The 17,600-nt window shown below is 60.7% G+C and carries 15 protein-coding genes; 4 read left to right on the top strand and 11 right to left on the bottom strand.

Going from position 1 to position 17,600, the window contains the following annotated elements:
- Window positions 1–3: 3 nt before the first annotated feature.
- Window positions 4–1,299 (top strand): NCS2 family permease, encoded by a 1,296-nt coding sequence (locus ACLD1Y_RS10685; RefSeq protein ID WP_429477908.1) that lies wholly within the window; start codon window positions 4–6, stop codon window positions 1,297–1,299.
- Entirely contained in the window at window positions 1,296–2,375 is a 1,080-nt protein-coding gene (gene trmA, locus ACLD1Y_RS10680; protein WP_429477906.1) for a tRNA (uridine(54)-C5)-methyltransferase TrmA, read from the top strand. The genes ACLD1Y_RS10685 and trmA overlap by 4 nt, the downstream gene beginning before the upstream one ends.
- Before the next feature lie 22 nt (window positions 2,376–2,397).
- On the opposite strand, the gene ACLD1Y_RS10675 is transcribed toward trmA, so the two are convergent.
- The 9 genes from ACLD1Y_RS10675 to ACLD1Y_RS10635 form a co-directional block, all read right to left on the bottom strand.
- The gene (locus ACLD1Y_RS10675) at window positions 2,398–2,862 is read right to left on the bottom strand and encodes a DUF2442 domain-containing protein (protein WP_429477904.1); all 465 of its coding nucleotides are present in this window, start codon (window positions 2,860–2,862) and stop codon (window positions 2,398–2,400) included.
- Window positions 2,859–3,287 carry a DUF4160 domain-containing protein gene (locus tag ACLD1Y_RS10670; protein ID WP_429477902.1) on the bottom strand — a complete coding sequence of 143 codons (429 nt, stop codon included), beginning with the start codon at window positions 3,285–3,287 and terminating at the stop codon, window positions 2,859–2,861. Before ACLD1Y_RS10670 ends, ACLD1Y_RS10675 begins: the two co-directional genes overlap by 4 nt.
- Window positions 3,288–3,422: 135 nt before the next feature.
- Window positions 3,423–4,739, bottom strand: coding sequence for a TolC family outer membrane protein (locus ACLD1Y_RS10665; protein WP_429477900.1), 1,317 nt, complete (start codon window positions 4,737–4,739; stop codon window positions 3,423–3,425).
- Window positions 4,736–6,061: an HlyD family type I secretion periplasmic adaptor subunit gene (locus ACLD1Y_RS10660; RefSeq protein WP_429477898.1), complete on the bottom strand. Its 1,326-nt coding sequence runs from the start codon at window positions 6,059–6,061 to the stop codon at window positions 4,736–4,738. The genes ACLD1Y_RS10665 and ACLD1Y_RS10660 overlap by 4 nt, the downstream gene beginning before the upstream one ends.
- Window positions 6,058–7,791 carry a type I secretion system permease/ATPase gene (locus ACLD1Y_RS10655; protein WP_429477896.1) on the bottom strand — a complete coding sequence of 578 codons (1,734 nt, stop codon included), beginning with the start codon at window positions 7,789–7,791 and terminating at the stop codon, window positions 6,058–6,060. Before ACLD1Y_RS10655 ends, ACLD1Y_RS10660 begins: the two co-directional genes overlap by 4 nt.
- Before the next feature lie 174 nt (window positions 7,792–7,965).
- Complete coding sequence (locus ACLD1Y_RS10650; RefSeq protein ID WP_429477894.1) at window positions 7,966–8,598, bottom strand: heme acquisition protein HasA; 633 nt, start codon at window positions 8,596–8,598, stop codon at window positions 7,966–7,968.
- 103 nt (window positions 8,599–8,701) lie between these two features.
- On the bottom strand, window positions 8,702–11,458 hold the full coding sequence (locus ACLD1Y_RS10645) for a TonB-dependent hemoglobin/transferrin/lactoferrin family receptor (protein ID WP_429477892.1): 2,757 nt from the start codon (window positions 11,456–11,458) through the stop codon (window positions 8,702–8,704).
- Window positions 11,459–11,609: 151 nt separating this feature from the next.
- The gene (locus ACLD1Y_RS10640; protein WP_429477890.1) at window positions 11,610–12,608 is read right to left on the bottom strand and encodes a FecR family protein; all 999 of its coding nucleotides are present in this window, start codon (window positions 12,606–12,608) and stop codon (window positions 11,610–11,612) included.
- A gap of 63 nt (window positions 12,609–12,671) precedes the next feature.
- Window positions 12,672–13,193: an RNA polymerase sigma factor gene (locus ACLD1Y_RS10635; RefSeq protein ID WP_028618031.1), complete on the bottom strand. Its 522-nt coding sequence runs from the start codon at window positions 13,191–13,193 to the stop codon at window positions 12,672–12,674.
- A gap of 197 nt (window positions 13,194–13,390) precedes the next feature.
- Between ACLD1Y_RS10635 and aroQ the strand changes: the two genes are divergently transcribed.
- Together aroQ and ACLD1Y_RS10625 are read left to right on the top strand one after the other, a co-directional pair.
- Window positions 13,391–13,831 (top strand): type II 3-dehydroquinate dehydratase, encoded by a 441-nt coding sequence (aroQ, locus tag ACLD1Y_RS10630; RefSeq protein ID WP_429477888.1) that lies wholly within the window; start codon window positions 13,391–13,393, stop codon window positions 13,829–13,831.
- Entirely contained in the window at window positions 13,828–14,676 is an 849-nt protein-coding gene (locus tag ACLD1Y_RS10625) for a shikimate dehydrogenase (protein WP_429477886.1), read from the top strand. The genes aroQ and ACLD1Y_RS10625 overlap by 4 nt, the downstream gene beginning before the upstream one ends.
- 82 nt (window positions 14,677–14,758) lie before the next feature.
- On the opposite strand, the gene ACLD1Y_RS10620 is transcribed toward ACLD1Y_RS10625, so the two are convergent.
- Entirely contained in the window at window positions 14,759–15,400 is a 642-nt protein-coding gene (locus ACLD1Y_RS10620) for a TetR/AcrR family transcriptional regulator (RefSeq protein ID WP_429477884.1), read from the bottom strand.
- 77 nt (window positions 15,401–15,477) lie between these two features.
- Complete coding sequence (gene quiC, locus ACLD1Y_RS10615) at window positions 15,478–17,379, bottom strand: 3-dehydroshikimate dehydratase QuiC (protein WP_429477882.1); 1,902 nt, start codon at window positions 17,377–17,379, stop codon at window positions 15,478–15,480.
- Between the last annotated feature and the right edge of the window lie 221 nt (window positions 17,380–17,600).

The raw sequence follows: 17,600 nt of genomic DNA, 5'->3' as shown, positions 1-17,600 counted from the left end.
GGCATGCTGGAAAAGCTGTTTCAACTCAAAGCCCACAACACCAATGTGCGCACCGAGATTCTCGCGGGTATCACCACATTCCTGGCCATGGCCTACATCCTGTTCGTGAACCCGAGCATTTTGGGCGAGACCGGCATGGACAAGGGCGCAGTCTTTGTCGCCACTTGCCTGGCGGCCGCCATCGGTTCGACCGTAATGGGCCTGATCGCCAACTACCCGATTGCGCTGGCACCGGGCATGGGCCTCAACGCCTTCTTTACCTACACCGTGGTCCTGCACATGGGCCATACCTGGCAGGTGGCGCTGGGTGCGGTGTTTATTTCGGCGGTGCTGTTCTTCCTGCTGTCGATCTTTCGTATCCGTGAGTGGATCATCAACGCCATCCCCTTGCCCCTGCGCTCGGCGATTGCTGCCGGTATCGGCCTGTTCCTGGCGCTGATCGCCCTGCACAACGCGCAGATCGTCGTGAGCAACCCGGCCACCATGGTTGGTCTCGGTGACCTGACCAAAGCAGCCCCCATCCTTGCCACCCTCGGTTTCGTGCTGATCGTCGCGCTGGAAGCCTTGGCCGTACGCGGCGCGGTGTTGATCGGCATCCTGGCGGTGACCATTGCGTCCATCGCCTTGAACGTGACCCCGTTCAACGGCGTGGTGTCGATGCCGCCATCCCTGGCCCCGACCTTCCTGCAACTGGACATCAAAGGCGCGCTGGACATCGGCCTGGTCAGCGTGATCTTCGCCTTCTTGTTCGTTGATCTGTTCGACAACTCCGGCACCCTGATCGGCGTGGCCAAGCGCGCAGGTCTGATGGGCAAAGACGGCCACATGCCGAAAATGGGCCGCGCACTGATCGCCGACAGCACCGCCGCCATGGCCGGCTCCCTGCTGGGTACTTCGACCACCACCAGCTACATCGAATCCGCTGCGGGCGTCAGCGCCGGTGGCCGTACCGGCTTGACCGCCATCGTGGTGGCGATCCTGTTCCTGCTGGCCTTGTTCTTCGCCCCATTGGCCGGCAGCGTTCCCGCCTTCGCCACCGCTCCCGCCCTGCTGTTCGTAGCGGTCCTGATGACCCAGGGCCTGGCCGAAATCGACTGGGACGACATTACCGTTGCAGCGCCGGTGGTGGTCACCGCCCTGGCGATGCCTTTCACTTACTCCATCGCCAACGGCATTGCCTTCGGTTTCATCGCCTGGACCGCCATCAAGCTGCTTTCGGGCCGCTACCGTGAGCTGAACCCGGCACTGGTGATTCTGTCGATTCTGTTTGTGATCAAGCTGGGCTGGTTCAACGCATGACTTTTGACGCCGCAAGCTACACCGTTCAACTGCAAGATAAGGTCACGCGCTTGCGTGACCTGCTGGCGCCGTTCGATGCGCCTGAACCACAGGTATTCGACTCGCCGCTGCAGAACTTTCGCCTGCGGGCGGAGTTCCGCTTGTGGCGCGAAGGGGGTGATCGCCACTACGCGATGTTCGCCCAGGATGACAAACGCACGCCGATCCTGATCGAAGCGTTCCCCATCGCGAGCCTGCGCATCAACCAGTTGATGCCGCAACTCAAGGCTGCCTGGCAAGCCAGCGCCGCCCTGAGCCACAAGCTGTTCCAGGTGGAGTTCCTCACCACCCTGGCCGGCGATGCGATGATCACCCTGTGTTATCACCGCCCGCTGGACGAGCACTGGCACGCCGCCGCGAACCAGCTGGCTGCGGACTTGAACGTGAGCATCATCGGCCGCTCCAAGGGCAAGCGTGATGTGATCGGTCACGACTATGTAGTGGAAAAACTCGACGTGGGCGGCCGCACCTTCAGCTATCGCCAACCCGAAGGCGCCTTCACCCAGCCCAACGGCACGGTGAATCAGAAGATGCTCAACTGGGCGTACGAAGCCTTGGGTGATCGCCCGGACGATTTACTGGAACTGTACTGCGGCAACGGCAACTTCACCCTGCCACTCGCGACCCGCGTGCGCAAAGTGTTGGCCACCGAGATCAGCAAGACCTCGGTCAACGCAGCGCTCAGTAACCTCGATGAAAACGCGGTGGATAACGTCACCCTGGTGCGCCTCTCCGCCGAAGAACTCACCCAAGCGCTGAACGAAGTGCGTCCGTTCCGTCGCCTGCACGGCATCGACCTGAAAAGCTACGAATTCGGTAGCGTCTTCGTCGACCCGCCCCGCGCCGGCATGGACCCGGACACCTGCGAACTGACCCGGCGCTTTGACAATATCCTGTACATCTCCTGCAACCCGGAAACGTTGGCGGCAAATATTGCGCAGTTGCATGACACCCACCGGATTACCCAGTGCGCGATGTTTGATCAGTTTCCGTGGACGCATCATATGGAGTCTGGGGTGTTGCTGACCCGGCGCTAAGTCCTCAGGACACATTAGGCCTTCATGCATCCTTTGGATCGGTGTTTTCTGGAACATCCTTGCGCGGCCGCCCGCCCTTTTTGCCATTGGCACGTGCGGCGGCGGCCTTGGCGGCGCTGCTCTTGCGACCGTTGCGCGAGGCCACCAAGCTGGTGGCCAGGTCCATCATGGGTTTGCTGGTGGCGATCAGGCCTGTAATCGAAACATCCAGGTCTTGGGCCTCACAGCACAGTGCCTTGCCGCCAAAGCCAACCTCCAACTGCTGGAAGTCCTCCAAGGAAAACCCTTCGAACTCCGGCAGACCCGCTATCGGTAACACGACGCGACTGCCGTCGCTGAAGCCGATGGAGATGCAGTTGTCCTCATAGCGTACAGAACTGGCTCGGGCATAGAGGTGCCGGGTCTTGCGCCCTCGGGCGATTGCCTTGTCGATATCCGCTTCAGTGAGCGGTTTATAAGGCACAACTTTGGCTTTTACGATTTTCATAAATTAATCCCCACGCAGTCTGGTCCCCTGACCAAATTCAAAATTGTCCGTTGCTCTACAACATCGTGCCGGGCGCTTGCGATGACATAGACGCCAGGTCGAATGACCAACCCTGGAACCAATTCACCTGCCTCCCAATCCCAGGAATGATTCTCCAGGCAGACCGTTTGCAGGTATTCCCACCAAATTCGACGCGCACGGGCCAGGTAGTGACGCTGCATGATCGCCCCGCGTATTTCTTTCAACACCGATGCGGATGGTTGCCTCCGCTCAGGCTCCACGTCCCACAACTCCACATCTCCATCCAGAAAACTGAAACGAAAGCGCGCATCCCACGCCTTCCCCCTCACATGCACATGGGGCGGGCAATGCTCATCCCTGATAAATACCGAAATCACATATCCTTTGTAAGCGCCTACTCGCATCGTAACCCATCCGTTAGGTTATTTTTGGCCAGGTAACAATTTCCCTCTGCCACCCGACAACCGGCTCCATTTTCCCGAAGCTGTTTCACAGACTAGTAAGTACAAAAAACCCGGCGAATGCCGGGTTGTAACCACTCATGCCGAAGGCTGGAAATACCCCGCCAAGGCTCTTAAATCCTGCTCACTCAGCAACCCCGCGTAATACTTCAACTGAATCCTCGCCAGCAAATACGCATGCCGCGCGTTGGCCAGGTCGCGGCGGGCGGTGAACAGTTGTTGCTCGGCGTCAAGTACGTCGAGGTTGACCCGCTCGCCGCCGCTGACACTCTTCTTGGTCGCTGCGACCAGCGCCGTGGCCGAGCTCACGGCCATCTCGTAGGCGCGTACTTTGGCTGCGCCACTGGTGTTGAGGTTGAACTGCTTGCGCAACTCCACCAGCGTGGCCGAGGTGTGCGCGTCCAACTCGTATTGGGCCTGGGACAACTGGTTCGCCGCCTGGCGTGTGGATGCCGACACTGAGCCACCGGCAAACAACGGCAGGCTGACCTGGATGCCGACGCTGTTGGTGTCGTACTTCTGGTTGTAGCTGCTTTCCGAATCGGAACTGGTCTGGCGACTGGTGGCGTACAGGCTGACCTTGGGCAGGTGGCCGGCGCGTTTGCGTTCTACTTCATAGGAGGCCACGTCCAGGGCATGGTGCTGGGATTTGAGTTCCGGGTTGTTGGCCATGGCCAATTCGCGCCAGGTTTCAAAGCGGCTGGGTTCAAGAGGCGGGATCTCAAACTGCCGGGTCAGGGGGGCCAGCGCTTCGATCTGCAAGGGCTGGCCGACGATGGCTTCCAGTTCACGCAAAGCGCTGTCCTGGGCATCCAGTGATTCGATTTCTTCGGCCTGGGCCAGGCTCAAGCGCGCCTGGGTTTCCAGCACATCGGTGCGCGTGCCTTCGCCGCCTTTAAGCAATCGGTCATTGAGTTGCAGGCGCTCGGCAAACGCGCGTTTTTGCGCACGGCTCAGCTCGATACGCTCCTGGGCCAGCAACGCCTGGCTGTAGGCATTGAGCACGCGCACCGCCAGTTCCTGGCTCTTGCCGCGAAAGCGCTCATCGGCCATCAGTGCCTGGGCGGTGCCCTGGCGAAAACGTGCGTAGGCTTCGTAATCCAACAACGGTTGCTGCAAGGTCAGGGTCGAGGCATAGCTGCGGTAATCGCGGTCGCTGGTGACATCACCCGCCGTCACTTCGGACTCGTTGCGCGAATTGTTGTAGCTCCAGGACAGGTTCGGCAGCAACGCCGAGCGGCCAATCACGCGGTTCTCTTCGCCCGCCTCGCGCTCCTGGATCGCCGCCTGAAAGGTCGGATCATTGCGTAGGGCCAAGTCGTAGGCATCCAGCAAACCCAAGGCGTGCGCCGCCGAAGTACAACTTAAACACAGGGTAAACAGCAGCGCCTTCATTCTTCCACCAGGGCCATGTGAGTGCGATCCAGCAGGGGTTTGAACAGGTAGTTGAGCATTGAGCGCTCGCCGGTTTTGACGAAGGTTTCCACCGGCATGCCCGGGCGGATCTGCACGCCATCCAGTTGCTGCATACCGGCCGCACTGACCTGGGCGCGCAGGGTGTAATACGGCTCGTCGGTGCGTTCATCCACCTGGCGGTCGGCAGACACCAATGTCACCTCGCCAGCCACCCGTGGCGTGGTGGCCTGGTTGAACGCCGGGAACATCAGTTCCACCGGCAAGCCTGGGTGTACCTTGTCGACCATCTGCACCGGCACCCGCGCTTCCACCAGCAGCGGTTCGCCCTGGGGCACGATGTCCATCAGCGCCTGGCCGGGCTTGATCACGCCGCCTTCGGTGTACACCTCCAACCCCACCACCACGCCGGAGGCCGGTGCGCGCACCAGGCTGTTGGCCAGCTCGAATTCGGCCGAGGCCAGGCGATTGCGCAGGTCATCGCTGCGGGTACGGGTGTCGGCCAATTGGCCGCGCAGGTCTTTCTGGAAGTCTTCGCCGAGCTGGCGAATGCGCAGGCGCAGCTCCATGACTTGGCGTTGCAACTGGCCGATGCGGCCGTAGTCCTCGGCGATGGCACCGTCAACCTGTGAATACAGGCGCTCGCTGTCGAGCAGGCGATTGCGTGGGATGTAACCGTCCCGCGCCAACTCCCGCAGGCCTTGCAGTTGTTCATTCAACGCCGCCCGTTGCTGCACCTTGCTGGCCTGGGAATCCCGCGTGCCGCGCAATTGCGCCTCGGCGCCGGCGATGTTTTCGCGCAAGCCTTGTTGCTCGGTGGCCAGGGCCTGGGCGCGGCTGCTGAACAGCTGTCGTTGCAGGTTCAAGGTGCCAGCCGCCTCAGGGTCGTTGAGCAGCTCAGGGCCAAAGGTGATCGCCGACAACCCATCGCTTTCCGCGCTCAGGCGCGCTTCGCTGGCCAGGGACGCCAGGTACTGGCTGCGCAGGGACTGCATCTGCCCGCGCAACGGGGTTTCTTTCAAACGCAGCAGCACTTGGCCGGCGTTGACTACATCACCGTCACGTACCTCGATACGCTCGACGATACCCCCGCTGGGATGCTGCACTGTCTTGCGATGCCCCGAGACCATGACCTTGCCCGACACCGCTACGCCCTTGTCCAACGGCGCCAACGCAGCCCAGCCGATAAACCCGGCAAAACCACCCAGTACCAGCCACCAACCCAGTCGCGAGTATTTTTTGTCGTCCAGCGCCAGCACGTTGTTTGGCTGGTCGCTGACCAGCACGGGTTTACTCACACTCATGCCTGTTTTCCTTCACCGAGGCGGTAACTCATGCTCATGGTCGACACCGGCTTGGCCGCAGGTTTCTGCCGTGCTTCCAACACGCGTGCCGTTGGGCCGAAGGCCTGCAACTGGCCATCCTTGAGGATCAGCAGTTGGTCGGTCAGGCTCAGCACATTGGGTTTGTGGGTGATCAGGATCACGGAACGACGCTGTTGTTTGAGCTGGGCGATGGCTTGCAGCAGCGCTTGCTCGCCCACTTCATCGAGGTTGGCGTTGGGCTCGTCCAGCACGATCAACGCGGGCAGGCCATACAGTGCGCGGGCCAGGGCCACGCGTTGCTTCTGGCCTCCGGACAGGCCGGCACCGCCCTCCCCCAGCAAGGTGTCGTAGCCCTGGGGCAGTTGCAGGATCAGTTCATGTACGCCGGCCATGAGTGCAGCAGCCAGGATTTTTTCGGCATCGGCCTCGGCAAACCGCGCGATGTTGTCGGCGATGCTACCGGCGAACAGTTGGATGTCTTGAGGCAAGTAGCCGATGTGCGGGCCGAGTTGCTGCTTGTCCCACTGGGCCAGGTCGGCACCGTCCAGCCGTACCTTGCCGGACAGCGGCGGCCAGGCACCCACCACGATGCGGGCCAGGGTGGATTTGCCACAGCCCGATGGCCCGATCACGCCCAAAACCTCACCCGCTGGCAGCGTAAAGCCCAGATTTGCCAACGCCGGACGACGGCTGCCCGGGGCGCAGGCACTGACTTGCTCTAAGGTGAGTTGCCCCTTGGGCACCGGCAGGCTCATGCGCACCGGTCGCGCCGGGTTGGCTTCCAGCAATTGGGACAAACGCTCATACGCCAGCCGCGCCGAACCCCATTGCTTCCACACGCCGATCAGTTGGTCGATGGGGGTCAACACCCGGCCCATCAGGATGGAACCGGCAATCATCATTCCTGGGGTGATATCCCCCTGCACCGCCAACAACGCCCCCAATCCCAACACCAGGGACTGCAACGCCAAACGCACGCCCTTGGACCAGGCGCTGACAGCCGCCGTTTTTTCGCTGCCCAGGTTCTGCTGGGCGAGGAACGCCTGGTGCTGCTCAAACCAACGGCCGCGCAAGGTGGCGAGCATGCCCATGGCTTCGATGGTGTCGGCATTGCGTAGATTGGTGGTGGCTTGCTGGCTGGCGCTGATAGCCAACTGGCTGGCCAAAGCCATGGGCGCCTGGCTCACGTGATGGTTGATCCAGGCCAGCGCGATCAGAATCACCGCGCCGCCCAGGGCCAACATGCCGAGCCAGGGGTGGAACAGGAAGATCACCAACAGGTACACCGGAAACCACGGCGCATCGAAAAACGCGAACAGCGCCTGGCCGGTGGCGAATTGGCGCAAGGTGGTCAGGTCATGCAGGGCCTGGCCCGCTGCCTGGGTGCCGCCTTTGAGTTGCGCTTCGAACGCGGCGTCATACACCCGCTGGTTCAAGCGCATATCCATTTGCGTGCCGAGGCGGATCACCACTTGGCTGCGCACCCACTCCAACGCGCCCATCAGGCCGAACAGGCCGAGGATCATCAGCGTCAGCATCAACAGGGTCATCTGATTGCCCGAGGCCAGCACCCGGTCGTACACCTGCAACATGTACAGCGCCGGGGCCAGCATCAGCAGGTTGATCACCGCCGAGAACAGGCCGATGTTGAAGAAGCCACTTTTATAGGCCGTGAGGGCGGCCAGGGTTTCGTTGCCGGCGTGGCGCATCTGGGGATTCTCAAAGGTTGAGCGGGCAGCGTCGCCGCGTTGACAGGCGATACGGCGCTGCGCAGAATTTGGCACCGCCGTCGCAGAAGAATTAGAAGGCTTGGGCGACGGCGGTGTGTCATGCGGCGAATGGGAGAGCGATCTTCCATTCGCTTTTTTCATGCAGCAGCGGATTTAGGCAGCGAGTGCCCAGTCCTGTGCCACGTCCTGCACGCCCACCAGAGCAACGTCGGTGGTGGCAGTGGACGCCGCGTGGGCCGCGAGGCCAGCGGAGATTTCGTCGAAGGTGTTGGCGGTCGACAGGCTTGGGTCGATGGCGCCCAGCAGTTCGTTGAGCACCGCTTCCAGGGCACTGGTGTTGCCTTGGATCAGGCCGTAGATCACGGCCTGCACGTCGTTGCCAACACGGCCTGCGCCTTCAGCGGCGGACAGGTCGAGGCCGTTGAAGGCCACTTTGTAGGCGCTCAGGTCGAAGTCGCTGCCGCTGCCGCCGGTCAGGCCGGTGCCCAGCTCGACGTTATCCAGCTCGCCCCACAGGTAGTGGTTCAGGTTGCTGCTGGCGGGTAGCGTCGGGTTGAACACGTAGTGCAGACCGTTGCTGGTGTCGCTGTCGGCGATGAAGGCGTAGTCGGAATTGTTGGCGCCATGGGACGCGTATTGGTCACCGGCGAAGGTGCCGTTACTGAAACCACCGTTGTTGCCGCCAGTGCCATGGCCTGCCGTGGCAAAACCAACAGCCCAGTCCGACAGGTAGTCCGACAGCGAAGTAGTGCCAAGGATCGACTCGTAGCTAACAGAAATTGTCATCACTAAACCTCGTAATTACAGCGCTATTGATCAGTGCGCAGAAGCGCACTTTTTGCCCAACCCTGGGCAAAACCGTGGGTGACCCGGTGCCTTGGCACCGGCATCAGAATTTGTATTCGAGCATCCCGCTCAACGTGCGGCCGCGCGCCAGGCTGAGGTTGTTGACATCGCCCATGGCGACGAAATACGCCTCATCCGTGGCGTTCTCCAACGCCAGTGCGATATTCAACTGGTCGGTCATCCAGTAACTGGCGTAGAGGTCGTACACCGTGTACTTGGGCCACATGGCCTGGTCGATCAGGCTGTATCCCTGGTTATCCAGGTTCTCCCCGTTGCCCGAGCTGTAGCGAACACGCATGCCGGTATCCAGGCGCTTGTCCAGGAAGCGCGCGCCAAGGGTCAGCGAGCCGCGATCGGCCGGGGTGTAAGTGGCGTTGCCCATGATCCGCCCGCAGCTTTCCTTGGCGTTGGCGGCGTCGTCATCCAACACTTCGTACTGGGTGACAGGGCGTATGCCGATGGTGCCGTTGGGCCGAGTGAACTGTTCGTAAACGGTGGTGGCATTGCCGGCCTTCTTGGCACCGCCCAGGTAGTAATTCTTCGAGCAGAACTCGTTGCTGCCGATCATGTGGGTGAAGCTCAAGTTGGTGTACACCCGCCCCATGTCGTAGTTGAACTGGTACTCCAGGCCCCTGAACCGCGTGTCATTGGTGTTGTTGGTGTACGCCATGATCCCGTTGAAACCGCCGACGGAGGTCTCCGGCAAACTCACACTGGTATTGAGGAACGTGAAGTTCTGAATCTTGGTATCGAAGTACGCGACCTTGATGCCCAGGCGGTCGTCATTGAAGAACAACGACTCCTTGAACACGTTCAGCCCCACTTCCCAGTCGCGGGACTCCTCAGGCTTGAGGAAAGGGTTGGGAAACACGCGCTCATTTGAACCGCCACCATGGGGGCGCCCGCTCATGAAGGTTTCGGTGACCGCAGGTGGGCGCCAGCCCTTGCCCCAGCGGGTATAGAGTTGCAGCCAATCGACACCAGGCTTGATGCCGATACCAAAGGTCGGCGAAAACCGCCCCTCTTCCCGGTCGATATCGTAGATATCCTCGACGCGCTTGGCCCCCGTGGTGCTGGTGTAAAAGCGGTCGCGCTTCCACAGCGTCATGCCCGTCACCCCTTCCAGGCGGAAGCGGTCGTAGCGCAGGCCGGCGTCCACCGTTAGCCAGTCGTCATATTCGTATTGCAGGTTGTTGAACAGGCTGGCGATGGTGCGCTTGCCTTCCGGGTCGGCGCTGGCGGTGTAGGGCAATGAGCCGCTGGTGGTGGTGTTGGTCGATTCGATCTTGTTAGTGCTGGGCTTGAAGGTGTCCTGGTACAGCTCCAGGCCATAGTTCCAGCTCACATGGCCCACGCGGCCCAGGTCGAAGCGCGAGGTGTTTTCCCCTTGCAAGCCCCAAGTGTCGGTCTGGAAGTGGTCGGTGTAGGACGGTGTGTAGTTGCCGGAACTCAAGGACGCAATATTGGGTGCATTGTTGCGATCCAGCTGGGTGGTGACGTAATAAAGCTTGGCCTTCAAATCGATCAGTGCGTTGTCCGGGCTGTAGCTGTAGTCCAGCGCCACGTTTTTTGCGTTGAGGTTGTTCTTGCTGGTGCGTACGTAATAGGTGCTCTGAAGGTCATCGGTGATGTAGCCCCAGGCATCGTTACTGTCGGTGTCGCTTTCCAGGTAACTCAACTGCACGCGTTGATCGTTGGGCAGGTTCAGGCCGAACTTGATGATCTGCGAGCGGGTCACGCTGCCGGTGTCGCCGACTTCACTGTTCAACCAGTCATCAAAGGCTGCCGGGGCATACTTCCTGGCCCGGATGTTGGTGCCCAGGTTCTGGTCGTTATGGGAGCCGCCACGGTAGTTGCCGAAATGGCGCTCGCTCATGCCGAGCAACACATCACCACGCTCATCACCAAAGGCAAATACCGCGCTGCCGTTGAAATCGGTGCCGTTGCCCAGCTCACCAATACCGCTACCGGCACGCAGGCGTCCGCCGTATTCCTTGCCGTCCTTGAGAAACTCGCTGGCATCCAGGGTCTTGAACGACGCAATACCCCCCAACACCGCCGCACCGCCCTGCCCCGACTGGCTGCCCTTGTCGATCTGGATGCTGGAGATGAACTCCGGGTCGATCAACATGGTGCCGTTGCGTTGCTGGTGGCCGTTGACGTTGAAGTTCTGGCGCATGCCGTCGATGTTCATGTTCACGCGGCCGTAGTCCTGCACCCCGCGAATGTTTACCGACAAGCCGGGGTCGCGCTGATCGACGGCGGTGTACACACCGGCGGTTTCTTCGAGCATATCGGCGGCGTGACGGGGCGGGCGTTTATCGATCATGTCACGGCTGATCACGGCCACGGACTTTGGGCTCTGGTACACCCAGTCGCTGGCCTGGCCGTTGGTGTTACCGGTGATAGTGGTGGTGCCCACGGTCATGGCGCCGCTGTGATCGTCGCTGACGCGGTTGAGGGTGACCTGGCGATCACTGGTAAAGCGGTATTCCACCGGTGCCGCGCCGAGCAAACGGCCCAGGCCTTCCTGCACGCTGAAACTGCCTTTGAGCGCGGTGCTGCTCAAGCCTTGCAGGCGCTGGCTGTCGAACAGCACTTGCAGACCGGCCTGGTCGGCGAACGCCAGCACGGCACTGCCCAGGGATTGCGCGGGGATATCAAACGTCAGCACAGCAGGTTGGGTGGCACCCGCCTGCGGCTGCGCGGCATACACCGGAGCCACAGCGGCGAACAATGCCAAGTGGATGGCCAAGGCTAACCGGCTACCGGTGATACGCCCCTTGTTGAGTGCTGACATTTCTTGTTTCCCTGCGCTAAGCGTTTTTTGTTTATGCGAATGCTTCTCACCTAGCAAGACGTGCGACGCGCAGGAAGTCAGTAAGGTTTTTTTGAAAGTTTTTTGCGAAGGGGGTTTTGAGCGGGTGGGAGAAGGCCTCCCACCGGGGTTTTCAATAGATCAGGCTAAGGCCGGCCAGGTCCAAGCGTTGCACTTGAAGTTCCTGGGTCAGGGTGCCGAGGGCGGTGTCGAGCATATCTAGGCGGAACACGCCGCTGACTTCGCGCTCACCCAGGTCCGAATGGGCCAGCACGATGCGCCCTGGACGGTAGTGGTTGAGCTGTTCGATCACCTTGGCCAGCGGTTGCCGATCAAAGATCAAAACCCCGCGCCGCCAACTGGTGGCGCGCTCCACGTCGAATTGATCCATCCGCACGATGCCCTCCTGGGGGCTGTAGCGCGCAGCCTGGCCCTCCTTGAGCACACGCTCGGCCGCGCCTTTTTTCGGGTGGGTTAGCAGCGAAATTTCGACACTGTGCTCCAGCATGCCAACCCAGGCCTGGCGGTCATCTTCACGCGTCACCACAAACCGGGTGCCCAGCGCCCGGGCCTGTCCACCGGCGCTCTGCACCACAAACGGCCGGGTTTCCTGGCCCACCATAGGCGCCACGTCGAAAATCGCCGAACCCTGGATCAGGCTGACGCGCCGCTGCACACCGTCGTAATCCAGGCGAATGGCGCTGTCTGAATCCAGCTCCACCTTGCTGCCATCGGCCAACTGCACCGTGCGCACTTCGCCCTTCTGGGTCACGTAGTCGGCCTGCATATGCAACCAGGCATCCGGCCCACGCACCCAGCCAACGCCGGCGAGCACCACGACCATCGCCACGGCCGCCGCCCGTTGCCACGGCCTTCGCCGCTTGGACCGGCGTACAGGCATCGCCGCCGCCGCCGGGCGCTGGCGATGCACCGGCTCATCTTTGTACACATCGCCCAACGCCGCCCAGGTCTGCTCGGCAAAGCGCAATGCCGCTTCATGGCGGCTGTCGCAAGCGATCCAATGCCGCAGCTCGGCCTGCTCCTGTTCGGTCAGGGCAGCGGCGTGCAGGCGCACCGCCCACTCGGCGGCCGCCTCGGTAATGCTGTGCTGTTGCGGACCCTGGCTATTCACGTGTGAATCTCGAATTTTTCGTTATATAACGCTGTGACGTCTGACCTGGCGAGTTTCGGTAATTCATTCGTCGGATGGTGCCACCTCGCCGTCCTGCAGGCGCTGCATCACGTAGGCCAACGCCTTGGCCAGATGCTTTTGCACGGAGCTGTCAGAGATGTCCAAGTGCCGGGCGACTTGGGCGTGGGTCATGCCTTCGATGCGGTTCAGGCGGAAAATCTGCTGGGTACGTTCCGGCAACTCCGCCAGTGCCTGCTTCAATGCCTGTCGCTGTTGCTGCGCCATTGCCTGAGCCTCCAACCCGGCCACTTCATCTTCAATCTCGGCCAGCGCCTCGTGGGGCACGGAGTCTGTCTTGCGCCGTGCTTCCTGGCGAATATGGTCGATCAGCAGATTGCTCGCCGTTCTATAGAGATAGCCCTGGGAGTTGTCGATGCGCTCGCCAGCCGGTTTTTCTGCCAGGCGCAGGAAACTCTCCTGGACCAGGTCTGCGGCCAACTGCGGGTCCCGCACCTTGCGTGCCAGATACCCGCGCAGGGTATCGGCATGCTTGAGAAACAGGCCTTTGAGATCCACGTCCGACAAACCGACTCCCTGGAATGTAAAGGAAACAGGCGGGCATCTTAAGCGTTGTCGAGAATGATTTTCAATTGATATCTAATCTGATCCGCCCTCGTGAGAAGGGTTCGATAATCGAACAAATCTTCCCGCATCAATTGACCAAATTAACCATTCAGTACATTTTATCCCCACAACAAACAAGAACAGTGGAGATCCCCCTTATGCCGCCTATCGTGCTGGTGCTCAACGGTCCCAACCTCAACCTGCTCGGCACCCGCGAGCCCGCCACCTACGGCCATGAAACCCTGGCCGACGTCGCTGCCCTGTGTGGCCGCAGCGCTGAAAAACTCGGGCTTAAAATCGAATTTCGCCAGACCAACCACGAAGGCGAATTGCTGGACTGGATCCACGGCGCCCGCGCCCGCTGCGCCGGTATCGTGATCAACCCGGCCGCCTGGACCCACACCTCGGTCGCCATTCGCGACGCACTGGTGGCCAGTGAAGTCCCGGTGATCGAAGTGCATTTATCCAACGTGCATGCCCGTGAAGCGTTCCGGCATCACTCGTTTGTGTCGCCCATCGCCAAGGCCGTCCTCGCGGGCTTCGGCAGCCACGGCTATCACCTTGCCCTGGAGCATTTCAGCCAGGTGTTAAAGGGATGAAGCCACGCATTCTCGCGGGTCTGATCGGTTCCGGCATTCAGGCATCCCGCACTCCAGCCTTGCATGAACAGGAAGGTGACGCCCAAGGCCTGCGCTACCTGTATCGCCTGATCGATCTTGAGCCCCTGCACCTAGACATCAACGCCCTGCCCGACCTGCTGGACGCCGCCGAGTTGATGCGCTTCACCGGCTTGAACATTACCTACCCGTGCAAGCAAGCGGTCCTACCGCTGTTGGATGACCTGTCCGACGAAGCCCGGGGCATTGGCGCGGTCAACACCGTGGTATTCAAGGACGGCAAACGAATCGGCCACAACACCGACTGCCTGGGTTTTGCCGAAGGCTTTCGGCGCAACTTGAATGATGTGGCGCGCCGCCGCGTGGTGCAGATGGGCGCAGGCGGTGCAGGCGCCGCCGTGGCCCATGCGCTGTTGGCTGAAGGCGTGGAGCACTTGAGTATTTTCGACGTCGATCCCGCTCGCGCCCACGACTTGGTGGAAAACCTTGCCCAGCTTTTCGGAAATGGTCGCGCCCAAGTCGGCAAGCAGTTGGAAAATGCCATGGCCGAGGCGGATGGCCTGGTGAACACCACGCCGATGGGCATGGCCAAATTGCCGGGCACACCTGTGCCTGCAGCCTTGTTGCGAACCGAATTGTGGGTGGCGGAAATTGTGTATTTCCCGTTGGAAACCCAACTGCTGCGCGACGCCCGAGCCTTGGGTTGCCGTACGCTGGATGGCGGCAATATGGCGGTGTTCCAGGCGGTGAAGGCGTTTGAGTTGTTCAGTGGCGAAGCGCCGGATGCGCAGCGGATGCTGGCGCACTTTCAGAGCATGAATACTTAACTGGCGAACTGAAGATCCAAATGTGGGAGGGGGCTTGCTCGCTCCCACATTGATGGCATTTCAGCTTGAGGATTGTGTGTGTTCAGGCCTTGAGGTAACGCATCACCGACTCACAAATCATCTCCCGATGCCGCGCCTTGATCGCCTCATCCGACAGTTCAATCTGAAAAATCTCACTGAACGTATGCCGGTTGGACACCCGGTAAAAGCTGAACGAGTTGATCAGCAGGTGCACATCCAGCGGCTCCAGCCCTTCCCGGAACAAGCCCAGCTCGGCACCACGGCGCAGCGTTTCCCCTAGTCCTTCAAGGATCTTGCTGTTCATCGCCTTAATCGTATCGGTGCGCTTCACATACTCGGCATTGTGAATATTTTCGATGCTGACAATGCGCACAAAATCCACGTTCTGGTCGTGGTGATCAAAGGTGAATTCCACCAGGCGCCGGATCGCTTCGCGCGGTTCCAGGGCGGTGAGGTTCATGCGGGTTTCGGTGTTGCGGATGTCGCCGTAGAGCTTCTCCAGCACCTCGACATACAACTGCTCCTTGCTGCCGAAGTAGTAATAAATCATGCGCTTGGAGGTGTGAATGCGCTCGGCGATGGCGTCCACGCGAGCGCCGGAGAGGCCCTGCTGGACAAACTCGACGATGGCTTCTTGGAGTATGTTTTCGCGAGTCTTTTCTGGATTGTTCTTACGACTCTTGCGGGGTGCCTCGGCAGTCATGGTGGGCTCACAGCCAGTGTTATGCAGGCGCTGATTATGGGCCGCGATGCTCCCCGAAGGAAGCACCCGGCCTGCCCTTATAACCGGGCCTGGCGCGCCGCGCCGCTGCGCGATTTGGCCATCGCCGCCAGGCGCACTGCCACATTGGCCGCGCCGTAGCCGGCGTAGCCGTTCTTGCGCTGGATGATCTCGAAGAAAAACCGCCCTTCGAACGGCTCGGTGTACACGTGAAACAACTCACCGCCTTGAGGGTCACGGTCGTAGAGCACGTTGTAGTACGCCAACTCACTGAGAAACTCGTCGTCGAAATCGAAGCGCGCCGCAAGGTCGTCATAGTAGTTGAGCGGGATATCCAGCAGCGGTACGCCCGCCTCTTTGGCCCGGCGCACCTCAGCGAAAATATCCGCACAGTCGAAGGCAATGTGGTGCACGCCCGAGCCACGATAGCTCGACAGTGCGTGGGAAATCGCCGTGTTGCGGTTCTCGGAAATATTCAGCGGCAAACGGATCGAGCTGCAACGGCTGCGCAGGGCGCGGCTTTTCACCAGGCCATACGGGTCGGGCAGTACCACTTCGTCATCGGCCTCGAAATCCAGCAGGCTCTTGTAGAACAGCACCCAGCTGTCGAGGCTGTCGGCCGGCAGGGCCATGGCCATATGGTCGATGCGCAGCAGGCCGCCGCTGGACGCCGAAGCGGTTTGCAGGTTGAAGTCAGTGTCGTAAATCCCGCCTTCGTTCTGGTCCACCAGGTAGATCAGGCTGCCATCTGGGGCACGCACGGCCGCCAACTCCAACTCGTTCGGGCCGACCAGGCCACGATACGGCTGGCCCTTGTAGGCCACCGCCCGTTCCAGCGCTTTGGCGCTGTCCTTGACCCGCACCGCCGTGGCACACAACGACGGCCCGTGGGCTTCAAAAAAGTTGTGGGCGAAGGAATAGGGCTCACAGTTGAGGATCAGGTTGATATCGCCCTGACGCAGCAGGCTCACGCTCTTGGAGCGGTGTTGCCCGGCCTTGACGAAGCCCAGGCGTTCCAGCCAATGGGTCAATTTGGCGCCCAGGCTTTCATCCACGGCAAATTCGAGGAACTCGATGCCGTCGTATTCGCTGGCGGCTGGGGTATCAAACAAGATCTCGACAGGCTGCGCGGGCGCCTCCTGCTTCAAGCGCTCACGGGTTTTCTCTTCCAGGTACAGCAGGGAGCGCAGACCATCCGCGGCGTTGGCACGGGTGGGCGCGGCGCGGAAACCATCGTTGAAAATTTCCAGGGACAAAGGCCCGGTGTAGCCGCTCTTGATGATCGGCGCCAGGAACCCCGCCAGGTCGAACTCGCCTTGGCCGGGGAAGCAACGGAAATGCCGACTCCACTCCAGCACATCCATGGCCAGGATCGGCGCATCGGCCATTTGCACGAAGAAGATCTTGTCGCCAGGGATCTGGGCGATCCCGCTCGGGTCGCCCTTGATCGAGAGGGTGTGGAAGCTGTCTAGCAGCACGCCCAAAGCGGGATGATCGACCTGGCGCACCAGGTTCCACACCTGCTGCCAGGTGTTCACATGCTTGCCCCAGGCCAGCGCTTCATAGCCGATGCGCAAGCCACGGCGGCCGGCGTGTTCGGCCAGCAGGCTCAAGTCATCGAGTAGAATGCGCTCGTCGCCAACACTGTCGGCCGACGCGTTGCTGCACACCAACACCAGGTCGGTGCCCAGTTCCTGCATCAAGTCAAACTTGCGCTCGGCACGCTCCAGGTTGCGCGCCAGGCGGTCACGGCGGCAGCCTTCAAAGTCGCGGAATGGTTGAAATAGGGTGATGGCAATGCCCAGGTCGGCGCACATTTGCCTAACTTCACGGGGGCTGCCGTCGTAATACAACAAGTCGTTTTCAAAGATCTCGACCCCATCGAACCCGGCGGCAGCAATGGCTTCGAGCTTTTCCGGCAGGGTCCCGCTCAAGGAAACAGTGGCAATGGAACGTTGCATGGACGCCTCCCGGCAATTGTTGTTTGTGGCAAATTATTCGCCCCCAGCTTGGCGGCAGCAATTAAAATGTACGAACCGGTTAGTTTTTGGTGCGATTATCGAACACTATGCCCCTTTGGCGAATTGACGATTTTTTAACCACTGCGCACCATCCATCCCGCAACCAGCGTTAAAACAAGACCCAGAACACACCATAAAAATTTCAAAAAAACGGGTACGAC

The sequence above is a fragment of the Pseudomonas sp. 18175 genome (genome assembly GCF_050432925.1).
Taxonomy (GTDB): domain Bacteria; phylum Pseudomonadota; class Gammaproteobacteria; order Pseudomonadales; family Pseudomonadaceae; genus Aquipseudomonas.
The sequence above is the reverse complement of the archived record's forward strand: the minus strand, read 5'-3'. Positions and strand labels throughout refer to the sequence as shown.

Coding starts and splice junctions, on each gene's coding strand:
- ACLD1Y_RS10685 (WP_429477908.1), top strand. CDS start 4: ATGCTGGAAAAGCTGTTTCAACTCAAAGCCCACAACACCAATGTGCGC.
- trmA (WP_429477906.1), top strand. CDS start 1,296: ATGACTTTTGACGCCGCAAGCTACACCGTTCAACTGCAAGATAAGGTC.
- ACLD1Y_RS10675 (WP_429477904.1), bottom strand. CDS start 2,862: ATGAAAATCGTAAAAGCCAAAGTTGTGCCTTATAAACCGCTCACTGAA.
- ACLD1Y_RS10670 (WP_429477902.1), bottom strand. CDS start 3,287: ATGCGAGTAGGCGCTTACAAAGGATATGTGATTTCGGTATTTATCAGG.
- ACLD1Y_RS10665 (WP_429477900.1), bottom strand. CDS start 4,739: ATGAAGGCGCTGCTGTTTACCCTGTGTTTAAGTTGTACTTCGGCGGCG.
- ACLD1Y_RS10660 (WP_429477898.1), bottom strand. CDS start 6,061: ATGAGTGTGAGTAAACCCGTGCTGGTCAGCGACCAGCCAAACAACGTG.
- ACLD1Y_RS10655 (WP_429477896.1), bottom strand. CDS start 7,791: ATGCGCCACGCCGGCAACGAAACCCTGGCCGCCCTCACGGCCTATAAA.
- ACLD1Y_RS10650 (WP_429477894.1), bottom strand. CDS start 8,598: ATGACAATTTCTGTTAGCTACGAGTCGATCCTTGGCACTACTTCGCTG.
- ACLD1Y_RS10645 (WP_429477892.1), bottom strand. CDS start 11,458: ATGTCAGCACTCAACAAGGGGCGTATCACCGGTAGCCGGTTAGCCTTG.
- aroQ (WP_429477888.1), top strand. CDS start 13,391: ATGCCGCCTATCGTGCTGGTGCTCAACGGTCCCAACCTCAACCTGCTC.
- ACLD1Y_RS10625 (WP_429477886.1), top strand. CDS start 13,828: ATGAAGCCACGCATTCTCGCGGGTCTGATCGGTTCCGGCATTCAGGCA.
- ACLD1Y_RS10620 (WP_429477884.1), bottom strand. CDS start 15,400: ATGACTGCCGAGGCACCCCGCAAGAGTCGTAAGAACAATCCAGAAAAG.
- quiC (WP_429477882.1), bottom strand. CDS start 17,379: ATGCAACGTTCCATTGCCACTGTTTCCTTGAGCGGGACCCTGCCGGAA.